The sequence below is a fragment of the Methylobacterium sp. Leaf125 genome (assembly GCF_001423085.1).
Lineage (GTDB): Bacteria > Pseudomonadota > Alphaproteobacteria > Rhizobiales > Beijerinckiaceae > Methylobacterium.
Genome location: NZ_LMNU01000006.1, coordinates 96,432 through 113,538 on the forward strand (window position 1 = coordinate 96,432; position 17,107 = coordinate 113,538).

The following is a 17,107-nucleotide window of genomic DNA, read 5'->3' on the forward strand; positions in this document are numbered from 1 at the left end:
CGCTAAACCTTTGCGCGGGATCGCGATCGCGTCGTCCGCTCCTCATCGGGGCCAGTCGAAGTAGCGCCGGGCGGCGCCTCGGCCTTCCGCCAACGGCCTCGTCAGCCGGCCGCGCCGGTCGATCAACCCCCATCGGCCCCCGACCATGGCGGATGGCTCGCGCCCGTCCGAGCGGCAGCCCTGGCAAACCAGGGCCTCGCCGCGGGCGTTGAACGGGAACGACCAGTCGAAATTCGTGGCCAGCACCCGGCGCAGGCGCCCATCGTGAAACGCGACCTTGCCGGCGTGACGAGCGCGCACCAACCCCTGCGCGAAGGGATCCGGCCCGTTGTCGAGGGGGAACACCGGCAGCGCCAGCCCGTCGCGGCGCGCCCAGAGCGAGCCGACTCCATCGACGACGATCTCCGTCACCCCACCCCGGAACGGCATGCGCGCGAGGCGGACGGGGTCGATGCGGACGAAGTCCCCCGCGCGGCGGGCGCAGTGCTCCGTGCGGGCGAAATCCGCGTGGACGTCGCGGCAGGCGAGCGGGTAGGCGCCCCCGTCGCGCGCCCGCACGGCCTGCGGCGCGAGGCCGGCCGCGAGCCCCAGGAGGGCGAGCGCGGCGAGCGCTCGTCCCCGTACCGCCCGGCTCACCGGAGGCCCCAGCGCCCGACCGGGCCGGGCGCGCCCGTGGCGTCGTCGACACACACGCGCCAGCCGCTGCCATAGGCGACCTCGCGGACGTCTCAGACGAGGCCGGTGTCCGTCCGGGTCGGCACGGCCGTGCCGGTGGTGGCGAGGCCCGTTCCCGCCGCGGCGCGCGCCGCGATTGCCGCCGCCCGCTCGGGCGTGAGGCGGCCCGTCGCGGGTGCTTGCGCGCCGGATCGGGAGAACAGGCGGTCCAGGATCACCAGCACGGCTCGGGCTCCTCGCATCGACGGGCGAGCATGGGCGTCCGGCCCCGGGATGTCACCCGCCCCGGCGCCGGTTGCGGGGCGGGCGTCCGTCGGTCACACATCCCGGACCGTATCAGGCGGGTAGAACCGCATGGGAGGAACCCGGATGTCCCTGACGCTCGACCACTCCTCCGTGGAGGAACTCAACCTGGCCCTGCGCCTGTATCGGCGCCTGCTGGTCCGCCTGCTCCTGATCCTCGTCCTGGGCTTTGCCGGGGTGATCGGTCTGGCCAAGCTCAGCACGATCCTGTCGCCGCCCTACGGCGTCTATCTCCTCGGGCAGGGCCTGGAGACCTGGGGGCTGCTCGGCCTCCTCGCCCTGCTGTTCGCGGAATTCTGGTGGGAGGGCCGCCAGATCGGCAAGGCCCTGAACCATCCGGGCCTGCTGGATTCCCCTGTCGCCGGGCTGCTGAGCGGCCTCGCGGTGATCGGTGAGCGCGCCGCCGCCATCGGGATGGAGCCCGGCTTCTTCCACGGCCCCCTGCGGCCGATCCGCCAGCGCTGACGGGTCCGTGGCGCTCAGCGCGCCGGCCCCTCGCGGGCGACCAGACTGTCGCGGTGGACCGCGAGGCTCGCTCCGGCGCTCGCGAGGGTGACGGCGAAGCCGAGGGCGGGCAGCGTCCAATCCTCCGCCCGCCACAGGGCCGCCGCGAGGCCCGCGCCGGCGCCGAGGCAGGCCAGGGCCAGGGCGGCCCGCCAGCACCGCACCGCACGCGGCTCGAACCGCACCAGGCCGTTCGCCCACCAGACCAGGGGCAGCATCGACAGCCAATAGAGGGGTTGGGCCCGGGCGGCGCCGTGCGGTCCCGGCACGAGGCAGGCGGTGACCGAGACGGTGGCGGCGAGGCCCGCCACGACGGCGAGCCCGGCCGCCACGTTCGAGGGACGGCCCTTGCGCAGGCGCTGCCAGTAGGCCGGGTCGCGGCGGATCAGGGGGCTTCCTCCCGGGCCGGCGCCGGACGCTTCCAGGCCGCGAGGCGGGCCAGGACGTAGGCCGGCACGCGGTCGGCCACGGCCAGATTCTCCGGGCGCAGGGAGAAATCGTAGGTGAGGCCGTCGCGGTGGACGAGGTAGGTGCAGGTGGAGACTTCGCGCTTGTCCGAAGTGTCCGAGGCGAGGCAGCCGGGCGGGGCCTGGTCGGCCGGCCGCGCCGCGTGCCGGGACGGGAGGCGGTAGAAGCGCCGGTGGTCGACGCCCTCGGAATGGACGAGGCGCTCGCCGCCGGACGGGTCGGGCCGCCACGGCGCGCCCTCGGCGAGCCGCGCATCGAAAATGCCCCATTGCCGGGCGTGGAGGGGTGCGAAGCGGCGCCCGTCCGGGTCGCCGACGACGTGGACCACGAGGTCGGTGGCGAACGGACCGGTATGGCCGTGGCTGAGGGGGCTGTAGCCGGGGAGGCCCGCCGCGACCTCGGCGGCGGGCAGCATCAGCCAGAGCGAATCCGCCGGTTCCCGGCCGAGCCCCGGGAGCGCGTCGAGCCAGGGCAGGCGGAAATTTCGGGAAAACTCGTAGGTGTGCGGCACGGCGTACGCGGTCCCGGCGAGGCGGTACCGCGTGATGCCGAACCGGCCCTCCGCCGCGAAGGCCGCGAGCACGAGGGGCAGGCCGAGGAGCGCGACGAGGCGCGCGACGCGACGCGAGGGACGCATGCGGGACGTTCCTATTCCGTGAGTCCGCCTATTCCGCGAGTCTGCCTATTCCGTGGGCCCGGCGCGGAGCCCGGCCGCTTCCGCCGCGAGGTTGGCGCGGGCGGCCGCCTCCAAGCGGTCGTGGAAGAGGTCGGTCTGGTAGAGGCGCGGCCGGGCGAGGAAGCGGTCGAGGATCTGGGCGCGCCCGAGCCGCCACGCCGCCTCGGGAACGGCGGCGTATTCCCGGCGGATCGCCGCCGCGTAGGCCGCGTAGACGGCGCGCGGCGCACCGAGCACGGCGAGATCGAGGTCGAGGAGGAGCCGTGTCGCCGGGTCCGCGCTCGGGCCGTGCGCCGCCGTCGCGTGGATCATCGCGATCGCGGCCCGGACGCGCGCATCCCCGGCGGCCGCCCCCGCCTCGGCACGCAGAAGGTCGGCGCTGCGGGCCTCGTTGTCGGCGCGGGCGGTGTCGTAGACGGCGTCGTGGAAGGCGATGGCGAGGTCGACGGCGTCGCCGTCGACGCCCGCGAAATCGGGATGCGCCCGCACGGAATCGTGCCCCGCGAGCAGCGCCGCGACGTGGGGCCAGCCGTGATAGTGCCGGTCCGCCGCGCCGTAGCCCGCGTCGAGGGCCCGCCACGCCGCCGCGCCGGGCGTGCCGACGGTCCGCGCCCACAGGGCGTCGAACCGCGCGCGAAGGGACGCGTTCGTGGCTTCCATCCTGCCGGCCTCAGTTCACGCGGTGGCAGGTCGAGGTGGTCTCGGCAGCCCCGCGCATCCCGCCCGCCGGCCGCACCTCGCAGACCACGTACTTGCCGCCCCGCTCGAGGGTGAAGCTCGGACCGGAGGCGGAGACGATGCGGTGGCCGCCGTTGAGGAGCGCGCTCATGGGCTCCTCAACCGGCACCCAGGTCGTGGCCGGGCGCGGCGGCACGGCGGGGGCCTGGGCGACGGCCGGGCCGGCCACGAGGATCAGCGGGAGGAGGGTGTGGGACAGCGTTCGGCGCATGGGATCGTCCTGGGGTCGGGGGCGGGCCTTCGGCCCGTTCGGGCGGCGAGGGGGTCAGGGCGTCACCACGGCGAGGTCGGCCGCAGGCAGCCAGCCGATGACCGGGGCCTTCTCGCCCCGGTAGCGCACGCGCACCCAGGCGTCCCGCCGCTCCAGCACCGCGACGGGATCGAGCCGGACGAGGTAGGGCGCCCGGGCCGGAGCCGGGCCGGGTTCCGGCCGGAAGGCCGTGCGCTCGGCCGTCACGAGGCCGACGCCGATCCATCCGTCCGGGGTCGACGCCGCACGCCGCGAGAGCGCGTAGGGGGTCCCCACCATGGTGCCCGTGGTCATCGAACACCCGCCGTGATCCTCCGCGAGGGTCAGGGCGGCGCCGTCCGGGGTGAAGGCGAGGTCCCCCGGGATGCGCTCCGGCTCGTCGGGAAACCACGTCTCGACCTTGGCCCGGTCGCCCGCGAGGGTGCCGCGCAGGAGGAACACGCAGGCGAATTGCGGGCTCCCGGCTTCGGCCGCCCCCCGTTGCTCGGCGAAGACCCCCGTCACCGCATTGCCGGAGACCGCCAGGGTCAGGCTGTCGTAGGTGCCGGACCGGGCGGCCGGCTCGGCCGCCGCCGCGCCGCAGGCGGCGAGCAGGGCGGCGAGGCCCAGGGCGGTGCCACGCACCGTCAGAGGCCCTTCTCCAGCAGCTTCACCACGGCCTCGACCCGGTCCTTCGAGTCGGCGACGTTGGTGAACGGCCGCCAGTTCACGTCGAGGACCCCGCCGTCGAACGTGAGGCGCTTGGCGTAGTTCGAGGCGGGCGCGGTGTTCTCGTCGAAGCGGACGCGGATGGTCTTGAGCTTCGCGGCCAGGGCGTCGCGGCCCATCTTGTCCTTGGCCACCTCCTTCAGCCCAACGGCCAGGGGCTCGAAGATCGTCTTCTCGAAATAGTCCGGGTCGGAATAGTACTTGGCGTCGCCCGGGAGCGTGAGGTCGTCCCACGCCACCTCCACCGGCACGGCGAAGCCCGCCGCCTCCTGGATCGCCTTTTCCTGCGCGGGGTAGCGGTCCTGGCGGTAGGCCGCGATCGCTCGGCGCTCGGCGAGGCCGATGGTCGGCTCGGCCATGGCCGAGGGGGCGGACAGGACCGACAGGGCGAGCGCGGCGGCGAGGGCGTGGCGGCGTGAGATCATGCGGTGGTTCCTCGGTAGGACGGCCTCGGATGCGGGCTTGGCGTGACGGTTCGATGACGGGGCGGGCACGCTGTCAAAGTGAGAGCCGCCCTCACGGGGAGATCGCCTTCACGGTGTCGGGGCGCAGCGCACCGGGCCGCCGGCCTCGACGGTGGGCGGGGCGGTCCCCGTGAGGCGTACGGGAAACGAGACGATGCTGGGCGTGTCCTTCGGGGCCTTTCCGGCCCGATAGCTCCCGGCGCAGGCCTTCACGGGTGCCGGCAGGGCCGCGACGGCGGGTGGAAGCGGCCCGTCGCGGGCGATCCGCGCCCAGCACCCGGCGCCGTGCTTCGGGATCGAGCAGGCCCCCTGCACGCCGCGGAGGAACCCGAGCCGCAGGGTCCCGTCCGCGACCGCGAAGGTGTCGATGCCGGCCTCGGCGGTCGTGTCCCGGATCAGGGTGCGGCCCGTGCCCGCGTCGAGCACCGCGAACGGGACGGTGCCGTTGGTGCTCGCTTGCTCGAAGACGAGGAACCCGCCCGTGCGGCCGAGGAAGCGCTGGCCGGCGGTCGCCAGGATGCGCGCACCCGGCCCCGGCGCGGCGGCGCAGGCGGGGGCGGCGCCGTTCACGAGCGGCACGAGGCTCGCGTCCTCGGGGTCCGGCGTGTCGGTGTCGCTCTCGCGCACCATGAGATCGCGGTAGGTGGTGCAGGTGATCTGCTTGCCCTCCCCCGACATCTTGCCCTCTCCAGACGTCGCGGTCTCGGTCTTCGCGGGCGGCTCGAACCGCGCCGCCTCCCATCCCGCCGCCACTGACGGGGCGGGGAGGCACGCTGCGAGGAGCGCTAAGCGGGCGGCGGAGCGGGTGGCGGAGCGGGTGGCGGAGCGGGTGGCGGGGAGAAGGCTGCGTCTCATGCGGGTTCCCTGTATACGGCGCGGGAGCCCCGAGGAAAGGCAGGATGGAGTGCCATGCGGACCGTTCTCGCCAAGGTCGCCAAGGGTTTTGCCGGGCCGCTCGCAACGCTTCTCGCCGCGCCGCTCCTCGGACCGCTCGCCGTCCGGGCCGAGCCCGCTCTGCCGGGCGACGTGACGGCGTACGTGACGCGGCTGCGGGACTGCAACCATTGGGGCGGGGAGGAGGCCACGGACGCGGCGCGCGGCCGGGCCATCGCGGCGGCCGTGAAGCGCCTGCGCTGCGACGCCGCCGAGGCGGCCGGGCGGACCCTGCGACGGCGCCACCGGGGCGACCCCGCCGTCCTGAAGGCCCTCGACGGCGCGCGCGATGCGGACGGTTGAGCGGGGGCCCGACGCCGGCGATCCGGTCCGCCGCCGCGTCCTGCGCCTGCTGCACGTTCCGCTCCTCGGGCTGCTGCTGGCACTCGGCCTCGCCCCGGTCTTCCTGCTGTTTCCCCTCCTGCCCGCGGAGCCCGGAACCGATCCGACCCTACGGCCCGTCGAACTCTGGCTCGGCACGGCCCTCGTCGGCGGCCTCGTCGGCACCGTGGAGGGCGCGGCGCGGCCCCTCTACCGGGCGGCCGGCCTCGTCCTCGCCGTCGGCCTGCTCTCGATCCCGGTCCTGCGCGTCCTCCTCTGGACCGACCTTCCGGTCCCGCACGGGCTCGCGCGCTGGCTCGGCCTCGACGGGGAAGCCGCCCTCGACGCCCACCTGTACGAGATCTGGCTCGCTGCGTGGCTTTCGGCCTGGGTTTTGGCTTGGGTTTTGGCTTGGCTCGGCCTCGCGCTCCTGGGCCGGCACCTCCCGGCGCGACGCGCCCGCATCGGCCGGGCCGCCGTTCGATGACGGCGCCGGTCGGGGATACTGGTCCGGGATTGTCGGCGATGATCGTCCCGCCATGATTGCCCCTCGGTCCGACGGGACGCGAAGGGCGGCCCTCGTCGTCGGCGGCTGCGGTGTCGTCGTGTTCGGCTGGGCCCTTGTCGCCTACGCGCCGGTCCCGGGGATCGCCGCGGCCGTCGCCGCGGTGCCGGCGTTCGCCCGCGCGGCGACGCACCGGGTCGCGGTCTTCCTCGCCCTGGCGGCCGTCGGCGGCGGCATGACCTGGGCGGCATTCGGAACGACGACGGGCTACTTCGTCCTGAACCGATCGCGGCTCGACGCCGTGGTGGCCGAGATCGCGGCCATGCCCACCCTGGTGTCCTTCGAACGCGGGCGGGACGATCCTCCGGCGGAGGCGGAGCGAACGGCGTGGTGGGAGAGCACCCGCCTCGTCAACGGCCGGCGCGTCACCCCGTACCGTCCGCAAGGCGCGCGCGACACGGACAGCCTGCGGGAGATCGACGTCCTGCGGGACCTCGGGGTTCCCTACGCTCGCTACCGCGCCCTCTGCCACGCCCTCGAACGCCTCGGGCTCGCGGGGTTCACCCGCGGTCCCGGCGGCGAGATCGCCCTGGACGAACCGATCCCGGGGGGCACGCCCTGGGGCACGTCGTTCGTGTACCGGCCGGACGATGCGTTTCCGGCCGGCTCCGGGGCCGAGAGCGACCGCCGCCTCGCGCCGAACTGGTTCTTCGTGACGCGGGGCTGAGATTCACCGGACGACGCCGCCGGATTCCTGGAAGGAAGAGCGGGCGCGCGGAGCCTCCGCCGTGGTGATGGTACCGGTCCCGAGCAGGGCCGCGAACACGAGCATCGGCACGGCCCAGACCTGCATCGGCACCCCCCAGAAGGCGTGGTCGCGCCCGGCCGGCCCGAAGGTCGTGCCGCGGTTCCAGCGCAGGCCGAGGCCGAGAACGGCGAGCGCCGCGAGACTCATGGTGAGGCAGACCGCCCGGTCCACTTCCGGCCCGTCGACCTGCCGCAGGACGATCAGGGGCAGGAACATCGCCAGCGCCACGAAGAAGACGACCCAGTAGCCCCGCCCGGTCCAGAACACGATCATGCGGCGCCCCCCTCGCGCGGTGTGTGGAGCGATCCGTCCCGCCGAAGCCGCGATCGCATCAGCCCATGGCCCCCGCGCCGGCCCGCCGGTTGCGCACCATCGCGGCAATGGCCGCGACGATGATGGCCGCCAGCGCTCCCGCAATGACCAGAAGCGTGACGGTGCGGTTCCACAGGCGGTCGAGGGCGAGATCGGTGGTGACGAGGTCGGGCCGGGCCGGATCGGCCATCACCCGGACGCTGTAATCGCCCGCATGCACGCCCGTGAACACGGTGTTGATCCGGCGGACCACCGGGCCCGACGGGGTGGGCAGGGTGAGGGTCATGTCGCAGAGGTGGAGCACGATCTTGGTGCTGCAATTGCCGTCGCTCACCCGCGCGGCGGCGACGGGACGCGCCGTGTCGCGGATCTGCCAATCCGTCACCACCGGCGGGGCCGTGTAGACGGCGCAGGCGACGAGGAGGGCACCCAGCGCCACGAGGCCGAACAGGGTCCAGAAGATGTTGCCCCAGCCCTGGCGGGGCGGCGGCAGGCGCAAGGATTCCGTACGCGAGGGCTCGGGGCGGTTGGGGGCGGTGTTCATGGTCGGAACCTCACGGGATCACGGGGGTCTGGGAGGATTCGGAAGCCGCCGCGGTCTCGGCCAAGACACGGCGCGCCTGCGCCGCCTGCCGGTAGCGGCCGATGAGGTCGGCGAAGTCCTGTACCGACATCCGGTACGGCAGGCCGGCCGTGACGGTGACGATGCCGCGCCCTGCGTCGAGCTTCACCTTGCGGCCGCCCGGCACCGCCTGCGGGAACGGCGCCTCCGGCGGCAGCAGCAGGCGGGTGACGACGCCGTTCTGCCGGGTCGTCATGTCGAGGTCGGCGATGCTGTCCCAGAGGATCGGTCGGTCGAGGCCGGGCACCGCCAGGGCCTCGGGGGTCAGGATCATCGTCGTGCGCTCGCCCCGCCACAGCCGAAATCCGCCGAAGCCGCCCAGGACCGCCCCGCACGCCAGCGCTACCCCCACCACGGCCCCCGCCTGGCTGGCGGACAGGCCGGGCAGGCCGGCGGCGAGCCACAGGAGGGCGACCCCGATGAAGAAGCCGCCCGCCACCAGGAGGGCGATGGCCCCCGGGCGGGTGCTTTCGCGCAGCACCCGTGCCTCGGTGCCGATCTCCGCCACCGTCGCCTCCAGGTGCGCGCGGAACGCCGCGTCGCGGGTCCGCACCGCGTCGAGGAAGTCGTGCGTCGCCGCGCGGCAGAGGCCGGTGGGGTCGGCGAAGTAGGCGGCGAGCTGGCCGAGCGCGTGCGGGGGTGGCACCGCGGCCGCGGCGGCCAGGAGTTCGGTATCGAGGGTCCGTCCCAAAGCCGCCAAGCGCTCGCGGGTCGGCGGATGGGTGTCGGTGGGGTGGGCCTGCTCCGCCTCGAGATGCGTCGCCGGATCGTCAAGGCCGCGCGCGATGGCGTGGTCGAGGCTCGCCGCCACGAGGTCGGCCGGGGCGGACCCGGGCGCTTCGGCGGCGGCGTCCAAGGTCTCGGCGATGCGGGGGGCCACGGCCCCGGTGCGCAGGAGCGCCCGCGCGGCGGCGTCGACGGAGACCGGGCTGGCGCCCGCCGCGTCGGCAGCGAACTCGCGGGTCCGGCTCCAGTGGCGCACGGCGAGGTGGAAGTTCTCCATGACGAAGACGCCGAGGCGCAGGGACGGACCGAGCAGCCCGAAGGACCCGGCATGTCCCTCCGCCACCGCGTCAAGGGAGCGCCCGACGCCGGCGTAGATGGGCAGGAATCGCTGACTGTAGACGGTGTCGCCCCCGACGTAGTGGGCGAGTTCGTGGCCGATGATCGCCGCCACCTCGTCGCCCCGCAGGAGGGCGAGGTAGGGCAGCGGCAGGTAGAGGATCCGGCCCGTCAGCGGCGCGCCGCCGGGCTCGACCACGGCAGGACCGGCGCTGACGAAGAAGCCGCCCGTGAGGCCGACCACCACGGCCTCGGGCTTCAACGCCCCGAGCCGGTCACCCAGCCCCTCGATCAGCCGCCACAGGCCCGGCGCCTCGGCGGGCGAGACGACCCGGCCGAAGATCGACAGGGGGTCGGGCTCGAAGGCGGAGAGCGCACGGCGCAGTCCGAGCACTGTGGCGCCCGCCGCGACCAGGACCGCCCCGATGGCGACGACGGCCACGAACAGCATCTTGATCTCGCTGCCGCCCAGCCCGGGCCGTGCCAGCAACCCGGCCTCGAAGACCACGGCGGCGACGAAGCCCGCCGTGGTAAAGAGCACCTGGAGGGCGAGCACCGGCGGCAGCAGGCGGCGCATCCACGAAAAACCGGCCACCAGCGCGTCGCGCGAGGCCCGCCCCAGCCGCCCGAGAGCGGCGCCGGCGAGGAGCACGAGGATCGACAGGAGTGCGGCGCCCCCCCCGGCCGCGACGACCACGGGCGGGAGCAGGCGGCGCCAGTCCATGACCGTCGTCAGGGTCGCGACCTCGTCCCGGGCCGCCCGGGCCTGAACCAGGGCGAGTGGACCGCCATAACCCTTGCCGTTGCGGCGGAACTGCATCCGGAAATCGGGGCGCCCGTCCGGCGGCGCCCGCGCCTCCAGATCCGCGACGATCCGGGTCAGGTGCTCCCGCTCGGCGACGAGGTCCGCCCAATCGGCGCCGGCCCGCTCCTGCTCCCACAGGCCGAGGAGCAGGATGCCCAGGGGCAGGAGGACGGTGGCGGCGATCAGGTGCGTGACGGAACGCAAGCACAAGGGCATGCGCGAATTAGCTACGTCAGGGATACCCGCCTCCTCAGATGCGTTCGGAGCCAGAACGGGTCACTCAGAATTTGTTCGCCGGACGCTCGTCCACTGGAATCGGGATGAGGCTGTCGTGCTTGCGGCACGAGATCCTATCGACCTTGCGGCTCTCACCCTTGATCAGGTCCATGGCGCCAGTCTTTCGATTGACCAGGAAATAGCTACTGACATCGGCAGCGTCCGCGAGGTGGTGAGTCGCATTCTGGCGCAATGGGCAGAGGCTGGTCTGGTCGAGCTACGTCGTGGCGCGGTCGAGATCATTGACAGAGGCAGCTTGGCCTCTGCCGGTAGACGGTGACTGCTGCACTCCAATGGTTCGGTGTCCGCTTCGGGGCAGAAGGTCAAGGTCCGTTACCCATCCCGAGCCGAAATTGCCGGACGGCCGACGAATGGCCGCTTTTGGGAAGCGCTGATGGCGATCCTAATGACTGTGTTGGGTCGGACCCTGACCGGCCGCTCTACGACAGGCTTGGGTGGTGAGTTGCCGGTCCGCTTTCGGGAAAAAGGCTTAAGAAACCGGACGTTCGCTGGGATCGCAACGCACGACGGCTTCGCGCCCATCCTGCTCATTCAGCAAGCTGTGAGGACATCCCGTCCGAGGAAGCTACGGCTGCGATTGATCATCCGTATAAGGGCAGCTTTTGGACCTGATTGCCGCTGCATTGGTGCGGACCACTTCTCCGTGAGATAAGGCGACGCTTGCAGCCGCGGAGAGCAGCGGCACACCGAAACGATTACGTTAGAGCCTGTCCGATAATGTCTGATTGGGGTCGCGTGGTCGGGATGGCGGTGATTCCAAGGGGGTGCTGAAACCTGACCTGGATCTGCCGTCTGAACCCCGACCGCCCGGCGGCGGCAGAGTCGTGCGGGCCTGCGCCATGAAACCGATCCGACGGATGACGAGTGGGCGGTGATCGCACTCCTGATGCCGGAACCGGCGCCCTGTGATGGATAGCGCGCGTTGGAGGGGAAGCCTCGGCGACGGTCGCGGTGCTCGATCGCCACAGGATCAGGACCACCGGGAGCGGCGGGCCACGCGGCTGCGAATACCGGCCGGACGGTCGAGGGCCGCACGCGTCAGGCCCTGATCGATACGGACGGGCGCGCCCTCGTTCTCGATTCGCAACCTTCCGGCAGCCAGGACCGGGAGGGAGCCGGACCAGTGTTGCGCCCGTCGCGTCGGGCTGTTCCCTTCATTGTCAAAGCCCTTGCATTGCCAAGGCTCTCGCATTGCCGAAGCCCTTGCCGGTGCTGGATCTGCCGGCGACAGACCGGCGACCGCTACGATCATCGCCTTCGAGATCGTTCGCAAATCCAAGGATCAGGTCGGCTTGGCCGTGCACCCGCGCCGGTAGACCATCGAGCGCTGCTTCGGGGGGATCGGCCGCAACCGACGACTCAAGACGGACCCGGACGCGACCCTCGCCTCGGCCCAGGCATTTCTCTGCGCCGCCGTCGTCCCAATCCTCGGCTAAGTGGCATCGCTTTCCGAACGGCTCTGAGAGGTGCTGGGTGGTGCACAACTCATACGGGTGATATGGCCGAAGTAAAACTTCTTCCGCAGAGACTGGCGTCAGCACTTCACAAAAGGAGATCAACTTTTCGTGGAACATGCCGGTTGACCGGCTTGTCTCCGAAAATCGACATAGAATTAATCTTTAGCTTCAATCATGGGCCATCCCGGTTGCGGACATTCATTTTCGATCTGAGCCTGAACATGCCCATTCTTTCAAATGTTAACATCACGACGAAACTTGCTGTCGCTTTCGTGTCGTTATCCGCGGTCACCATCGGCGCCAGCCTGCTCGGCTACACGCGATTGGCGTCGATCGAATCAAACATCGGTCGAACCGAGCATACGTATCAGGTCCTACAGGCTCTCGATGGCATCACGTCTGCCATGGTCAATCAGGAGACCGGCATACGTGGATATCTCGTCTCGGGCGACCCGCAGTTTCTCGCGCCCTACAAAGCAGGTCAGGTGGGGTTCACTGAGAATTTCGCCAGGGTCAAAGATCTGACGTCGGACAACCCTGCGCAACAGAGTCGGCTTGTTACACTCAAGCGCACTGCGGACTCATGGTCGAGCGAGATCGCCTCCAAAGAAATCGGTCTTGTCGAGACGAAGAACTTGGAACAGGCGCGGGCATTGGAAGCGAGCGGCGCCGGCAAGGCTTCGATGGATGCCCTGCGCGGCACGGCGACCGAAATGGCGAAGGTGGAGCGTGATCTGCTCGATCTGCGAAGCGCAGAGCAGAGGTCATCCTTCGCTGTGGCCTACGTCACCAGCATCGCCGGAAGCGTGGCCAGCGTCATCATCGCCATCCTCCTCTCGGCCCTCGTCTTCGGCCTGATCGTCGTACCGATCCGACGCCTGGTGGCGGTCCTGCAACGGATGGCGCAGGGAGAAATCGACACGGTGATCGCCGAGGCGCGCCGCGGAGACGAGATCGGCGCAGTGGGCAAGGCGGTCGAGGGCATCAAGACGATGGTCTCCGCCAAGGCAGCCGAGCAGGCGGAGATGAAGCGCATCGCCGATGCCGCCGCCGCGCAGGAGCGCAAGCGGACCATGATCGAGCTGGCGAATGGCTTCGAAGCCGCGGTCGGCGGGATCGTCGGCATGGTCTCGTCCTCGGCCACCGAGTTGCAGGCGACCGCCCAGCAGATGAGTTCGGCTGCCGCGGAAACGGCGGCGCAGTCCATCACCGTTGCGGCCGCCGCCGAGGAAGCCGCCGCCAACGTGAGTACGGTGGCGGCCGCGGCCGAGGAACTCGGCTCGTCCGTGCAGGAGATCGGGCGCCAGGTCTCCGGGTCGTCCGACCTCGCCCAATCCGCCGTCGGCGAGGCAGACCAGACCATGCAGCTGGTCCAGGCCCTGAGCCACGCCTCGGCGCGGATCGGCGACATGGTCGGGCTGATCTCGAACATCGCTAGCCAGACCAACCTGCTGGCGCTGAATGCCACCATCGAGGCCGCCCGCGCCGGCGAGGCGGGGCGCGGGTTTGCCGTGGTCGCCACCGAGGTCAAGGAACTGGCCGCGCAGACAGCGCGAGCGACCGACGAGATCAGCGGACAGATCGGCCAGATCCAGGGAGTCACCGGGCAGGCCGTTGCCGCGATCGGCTCGATCACGACGCGCATTCGCGAGATCAACGGCGTCGCTGGGTCGATCGCGGCCGCCGTGGAGGAGCAGGGCGCCGCGACCCAGGAGATCGTGCGCAACGTCACGCAGGCCGCCACGGGCACGAGCGAGGTCACGAGCAACATCGCCGGGGTCGCGCAGGCTTCCGAAGAGACCGGTACCGCGGCCGGTCAGGTCTTGGGGGCCGCCTCCGAGTTGTCCCGCCAGTCGGAGCATCTGTCCGCCGAGGTGGGACGCTTCTTGGCCACCGTACGCGCGGCGTGAGACGAACGATGGCCGAAATCCATCACATCGCCTTTCCCGGGCAGGTGGAAGCTGCCCGTCGCCATCTTGCGGTCCTCGCACGCGCGATCGAGACGGGTTCGGATCTCGGCCCACGCAGCCTCCATATTCACTCTCTCGGTTCATCCATCGAACACATGCTCATAGCGTTGTAACGCGAGAGGGAAACCCTCCTCGCGTCGCCCGAGGCCGAGCTTCCCGAGGCTCGGACGCTGCTAAGCGAGCTCCTGAGTCTCATGGCCGCCCTTGAGCCCTTGGTAGCGCTCGCTCGGACGTTCCCAACCTGATCACAGCTCAAGCTGGTACTGATCCCTACAAGACCTCCGTCGTCAGGTCATTTGTCATGTCGTGGTGTTCCCTACGTCCCGATCCGATCCTGGTCGTCACCGACAAGCCCGAGCATTGCACATGTCTCTTGGCGGCGGCACAGCACATTGGCGAATGCCGGATCCTGGTCACCACGCAGCCATGGTCTATGTCCGGCCCCGTGCTCGGCGTCATCGCGGATGTCGACCTGAAACAATCGCAGACACGAGCTTGTCTGGACTGGCTCGACGAACAACTCGGGCTCAAGAAGCCGCCCATCCTGTTCCTCACCGACAGCACGGCGAGTGCCGCGCTGCGCGAAGCTCGGGCCTACGGCGCAACCGCGTGTCTCCCGCGCTACACCGAAGCTCGCGCCGTCGTTGCCTCTCTCTTTCGGATGATCCATCCCAGCGAGACCGTGACGGACGTCATCGTGCGACGGGGGGCATCCCGGACGAGCGATCTGTTCGAGGACATGTTCAAGACCGCACCTGCCGGCACGGTCGATCTGGCTGCAGTTGAAGGCGCGATCGATCCCGTGCTGAACGCCATTGAGGAAGGTGGCTTGGCGCGCTGGCTCGATGTCGTCTGGGAGCACGACGACACCACCTTTCAGCATTGTCTGCTGGTCGCAGGACTAACCGTAGCCTTCTCGCAAAGCCTCGGACTGTCGCGCGTGGATCAGCGTCTCATGGCCCGTGCAGCGCTGGTGCATGACATCGGTAAAGCGCAGATCCCGCTTGCGATCCTGAATAAACCGGGCAAGCTCGACACCGACGAGATGGCGGTCATGCGCACGCATCCCGCGCTCGGATACGACCTCCTCAAGGCTTCGGGAAAGTGCGATCCTGTCACGTTGGCTGTGGCGCGACATCACCACGAAATGCTGGATGGCTCTGGTTATCCAGATGGCTTGAGCAGTAACGCTATCGCAGATCCCGTACGGTTGCTAACGATCTGCGATATCTATGCAGCGCTCATCGAGCGGCGTTCCTACAAGGCGCCGTTCTCGTCCGATAATGCGATGCATGTCTTGGCGGGCATGGGCGGCAAGCTAGAAGGCGCACTGGTGAAAGCCTTCGGTAAAGCCATGCTCTCTTCAGGAGAGAGGCTAGGCAGGGCGGTCGCCTGACTAGACGACCATACGAAGTTTCTTCGGTTGAGGCCTCATCGTCCTATCGCACCGCGATCCAAACGCCTTCCATGGCGAAAAGAGCGAGATCGAACGGGCGTTACCCCAGTTGGCGTAACGGTCTGAATAGCGCCTTCTACCTGCTACATTGTAGCTGAGTTTCGATTAGGAATGACGCGGAGTATGCCCTTGCGATCATTGCTGGTGCCGGGCGCACATTCTGTACGGTTTCGTCCTCGAGCCTTCGCGACGTAAAGCGCGTCATCGGCCCGACGGTAAAGGTCAACTGCTTCTACGTCGCAGCCGCTCGCGTCGGCCAAACCGATACTTACGGTCACGGCTTCATGGGCAATCCCCGCGGCCCCGACCGCGAGCTCTCCGATTCGCGTATGCACCTCCTCGGCAACGCGAAGTGCCCCCGCTTCGTCGGTGTCAGGCAGCAGCAAGGCGAACTCTTCACCACCGACTCGGCTCACGAGATCGTTCGGCCGGTGCACGCTTCCCGCAAGGCCATGCGCCAAGCCCTTGAGCACCATATCGCCGAACGCATGACCGTAGCGGTCATTGTAGCGCTTGAAGTGATCGGCATCGACGATAAGGAGCGACAGCGGCTTGCCCGTGCGTCGCGCACTTTTCCAGGCTCGCTCGAAGACCTCGTCGAACCGACGGCGGTTCGGTAGTCCAGTTAAAGCGTCCGTGCGTGAAAGGAGGGCCAGCTCGGCTTCCACCGCCGCCCGTCGGCTCAACTCACGGCCGAACAACAACGCTAAGCCAATGGTAAATCCGCAGAGTATTAGAACTGTTGCACTGATGCCGAGTGCCTTCACACGCCACTCAGCCTCGACGTCGCGCGTCGAGAGGGCGACGTTGAGCACGAGCGGCAAGTCACCAACCTGAGTGAAGGTGTAATGTCGCTCGACGCCGTCACGAACCGAGGTTCCAACGAACGAGCCGCTGCGTGCACCCACGAACCGCTCGAAGGTCGACGAACCGGCGATATTTACCCCGATGTCGGCCGCCTCATAGGGGTAGCGCATGATGCGTGTGCCGTCGCGTAGGTAGAGATTGATCGCGCCTTCCGGGCCAAGGCCGATCTGATCGAACAGGTGCGAGAAGTAGGTCAACTTGAGGCTGCCCAGCACCACGCCTCCGAACGAGCCGTCTGGTTTAGAGATGCGCCGGCTGAACGGCAGCATCGGCTCCCCTGTCAAACGCGAGACGATGGCCTTGCCGACGAAAAGGCCGAGATCCGCCCGCTCGCGATGGACTTGGAAGTACTCCCGGTCGACGTAGTTGCCTTTGCGCGGCGGTATAGCACCGAGGTCCTCCACGATGTTGCCGTGCGCATCGATGACGAGCATTACCCCCATATCGCGGGCAGTGCCGGCCCGGTCGAACAAGACGAGCTGGCGCATGGTCGGGCTGAGCGCCTCGATGCCTGGCTCCCGGAGGTTGTCGACGACCGCTCGCAGCGAGAGATCGAACATTTCGACATTGCGGGCGATATCACGCTCGATGACTTGAAGCAGGTTACGGGACGTTTGCTCGGCCTTACCCCAAGCGTCACGACGCAGGTCGAGCAGCATCAACCCGGAGATGACCAGCATCCCGAGGGGTGCAAGGATGCCCAGCAAGATCCAGGTGCGGGTCGAGTGAATGTGGCGCACAAGGCGATGCGGTAGGGCCATTAGCAAGCGTTCCGAGCTTGATCGTCACTGTACGTCTTGCACGCTAAGACCTAATTGCTCGCTACGATGCATTTCGACGAGATACTGAGATAGATTCATCCCTAATGATTCGTTTTCATGTGTAGTCATTTGTTTTTTCTGCGTC

20 protein-coding genes and 1 pseudogene are annotated in these 17,107 nt (G+C 69.6%); 8 read left to right on the forward strand and 13 right to left on the reverse strand.

From position 1 onward, the window contains the following. Positions 1 to 42: 42 nt before the first annotated feature. The gene (locus tag ASF58_RS09040; RefSeq protein WP_018042893.1) at positions 43 to 636 is read right to left on the reverse strand and encodes a hypothetical protein; all 594 of its coding nucleotides are present in this window, start codon (positions 634 to 636) and stop codon (positions 43 to 45) included. Positions 637 to 728: 92 nt separating this feature from the next. Further along, on the reverse strand, positions 729 to 899 hold the full coding sequence (locus ASF58_RS25715) for a hypothetical protein (RefSeq protein ID WP_156375607.1): 171 nt from the start codon (positions 897 to 899) through the stop codon (positions 729 to 731). Positions 900 to 1,044: 145 nt separating this feature from the next. Here ASF58_RS25715 and ASF58_RS09045 point away from each other — a divergent pair, with 145 nt between their 5' ends. Beyond that, entirely contained in the window at positions 1,045 to 1,443 is a 399-nt protein-coding gene (locus tag ASF58_RS09045; protein ID WP_018042895.1) for a hypothetical protein, read from the forward strand. A 14-nt stretch (positions 1,444 to 1,457) separates the two neighbouring features. On the opposite strand, the gene ASF58_RS09050 is transcribed toward ASF58_RS09045, so the two are convergent. From ASF58_RS09050 to ASF58_RS09080, 7 genes are all read right to left on the reverse strand, one after another. Beyond that, the gene (locus ASF58_RS09050) at positions 1,458 to 1,814 is read right to left on the reverse strand and encodes a hypothetical protein (protein ID WP_018042896.1); all 357 of its coding nucleotides are present in this window, start codon (positions 1,812 to 1,814) and stop codon (positions 1,458 to 1,460) included. A gap of 53 nt (positions 1,815 to 1,867) precedes the next feature. Next, entirely contained in the window at positions 1,868 to 2,587 is a 720-nt protein-coding gene (locus tag ASF58_RS26490) for a hypothetical protein (RefSeq protein WP_055950607.1), read from the reverse strand. A 45-nt stretch (positions 2,588 to 2,632) separates the two neighbouring features. Beyond that, positions 2,633 to 3,286 carry a hypothetical protein gene (locus ASF58_RS09060; protein WP_018042898.1) on the reverse strand — a complete coding sequence of 218 codons (654 nt, stop codon included), beginning with the start codon at positions 3,284 to 3,286 and terminating at the stop codon, positions 2,633 to 2,635. A gap of 10 nt (positions 3,287 to 3,296) precedes the next feature. Beyond that, entirely contained in the window at positions 3,297 to 3,575 is a 279-nt protein-coding gene (locus ASF58_RS09065) for a hypothetical protein (RefSeq protein WP_055950610.1), read from the reverse strand. A gap of 54 nt (positions 3,576 to 3,629) precedes the next feature. Then, positions 3,630 to 4,238 carry a hypothetical protein gene (locus ASF58_RS26675; RefSeq protein ID WP_018042900.1) on the reverse strand — a complete coding sequence of 203 codons (609 nt, stop codon included), beginning with the start codon at positions 4,236 to 4,238 and terminating at the stop codon, positions 3,630 to 3,632. A 2-nt stretch (positions 4,239 to 4,240) separates the two neighbouring features. Then, positions 4,241 to 4,747: a hypothetical protein gene (locus tag ASF58_RS09075; RefSeq protein WP_018042901.1), complete on the reverse strand. Its 507-nt coding sequence runs from the start codon at positions 4,745 to 4,747 to the stop codon at positions 4,241 to 4,243. A gap of 108 nt (positions 4,748 to 4,855) precedes the next feature. Beyond that, complete coding sequence (locus tag ASF58_RS09080; protein ID WP_055950612.1) at positions 4,856 to 5,641, reverse strand: hypothetical protein; 786 nt, start codon at positions 5,639 to 5,641, stop codon at positions 4,856 to 4,858. A gap of 54 nt (positions 5,642 to 5,695) precedes the next feature. Here ASF58_RS09080 and ASF58_RS09085 point away from each other — a divergent pair, with 54 nt between their 5' ends. The 3 genes from ASF58_RS09085 to ASF58_RS09095 are packed head-to-tail and all read left to right on the forward strand — an operon-like array spanning position 5,696 to position 7,272. Then, the gene (locus tag ASF58_RS09085; protein ID WP_055950615.1) at positions 5,696 to 6,022 is read left to right on the forward strand and encodes a hypothetical protein; all 327 of its coding nucleotides are present in this window, start codon (positions 5,696 to 5,698) and stop codon (positions 6,020 to 6,022) included. Next, positions 6,009 to 6,527 (forward strand): hypothetical protein, encoded by a 519-nt coding sequence (locus tag ASF58_RS09090; RefSeq protein ID WP_055950618.1) that lies wholly within the window; start codon positions 6,009 to 6,011, stop codon positions 6,525 to 6,527. Before ASF58_RS09085 ends, ASF58_RS09090 begins: the two co-directional genes overlap by 14 nt. A gap of 52 nt (positions 6,528 to 6,579) precedes the next feature. After that, positions 6,580 to 7,272, forward strand: coding sequence for a hypothetical protein (locus ASF58_RS09095; RefSeq protein ID WP_018042905.1), 693 nt, complete (start codon positions 6,580 to 6,582; stop codon positions 7,270 to 7,272). Positions 7,273 to 7,275: 3 nt separating this feature from the next. On the opposite strand, the gene ASF58_RS09100 is transcribed toward ASF58_RS09095, so the two are convergent. Genes ASF58_RS09100 through ASF58_RS09110 form a run of 3 tightly spaced genes read right to left on the reverse strand, consistent with a single transcriptional unit; the run spans position 7,276 to position 10,370 of the window. Continuing rightward, on the reverse strand, positions 7,276 to 7,626 hold the full coding sequence (locus ASF58_RS09100; RefSeq protein ID WP_018042906.1) for a hypothetical protein: 351 nt from the start codon (positions 7,624 to 7,626) through the stop codon (positions 7,276 to 7,278). A 58-nt stretch (positions 7,627 to 7,684) separates the two neighbouring features. After that, a complete protein-coding gene (locus ASF58_RS09105; RefSeq protein WP_055950621.1) occupies positions 7,685 to 8,209 on the reverse strand; it encodes a hypothetical protein in 525 nt (174 codons plus the stop codon). A gap of 10 nt (positions 8,210 to 8,219) precedes the next feature. Further along, positions 8,220 to 10,370, reverse strand: a complete 2,151-nt coding sequence (locus tag ASF58_RS09110) for a M48 family metallopeptidase (protein WP_055950624.1) — start codon at positions 10,368 to 10,370, stop codon at positions 8,220 to 8,222. A gap of 199 nt (positions 10,371 to 10,569) precedes the next feature. Between ASF58_RS09110 and ASF58_RS27020 the strand changes: the two genes are divergently transcribed. The 4 genes and pseudogenes from ASF58_RS27020 (at position 10,570) to ASF58_RS09120 (ending at position 15,274) form a co-directional block, all read left to right on the forward strand. After that, positions 10,570 to 10,710, forward strand: a complete 141-nt coding sequence (locus ASF58_RS27020; protein WP_274533561.1) for a helix-turn-helix domain-containing protein — start codon at positions 10,570 to 10,572, stop codon at positions 10,708 to 10,710. 573 nt (positions 10,711 to 11,283) lie between these two features. Further along, positions 11,284 to 11,887: pseudogene (locus ASF58_RS24850) on the forward strand (hypothetical protein). A 242-nt stretch (positions 11,888 to 12,129) separates the two neighbouring features. Next, on the forward strand, positions 12,130 to 13,818 hold the full coding sequence (locus ASF58_RS09115; RefSeq protein WP_055950627.1) for a CHASE3 domain-containing protein: 1,689 nt from the start codon (positions 12,130 to 12,132) through the stop codon (positions 13,816 to 13,818). A 361-nt stretch (positions 13,819 to 14,179) separates the two neighbouring features. Further along, a complete protein-coding gene (locus ASF58_RS09120) occupies positions 14,180 to 15,274 on the forward strand; it encodes an HD domain-containing phosphohydrolase (RefSeq protein ID WP_055950630.1) in 1,095 nt (364 codons plus the stop codon). Positions 15,275 to 15,417: 143 nt separating this feature from the next. On the opposite strand, the gene ASF58_RS09125 is transcribed toward ASF58_RS09120, so the two are convergent. Continuing rightward, entirely contained in the window at positions 15,418 to 16,962 is a 1,545-nt protein-coding gene (locus tag ASF58_RS09125; RefSeq protein ID WP_055950634.1) for a sensor domain-containing diguanylate cyclase, read from the reverse strand. Between the last annotated feature and the right edge of the window lie 145 nt (positions 16,963 to 17,107).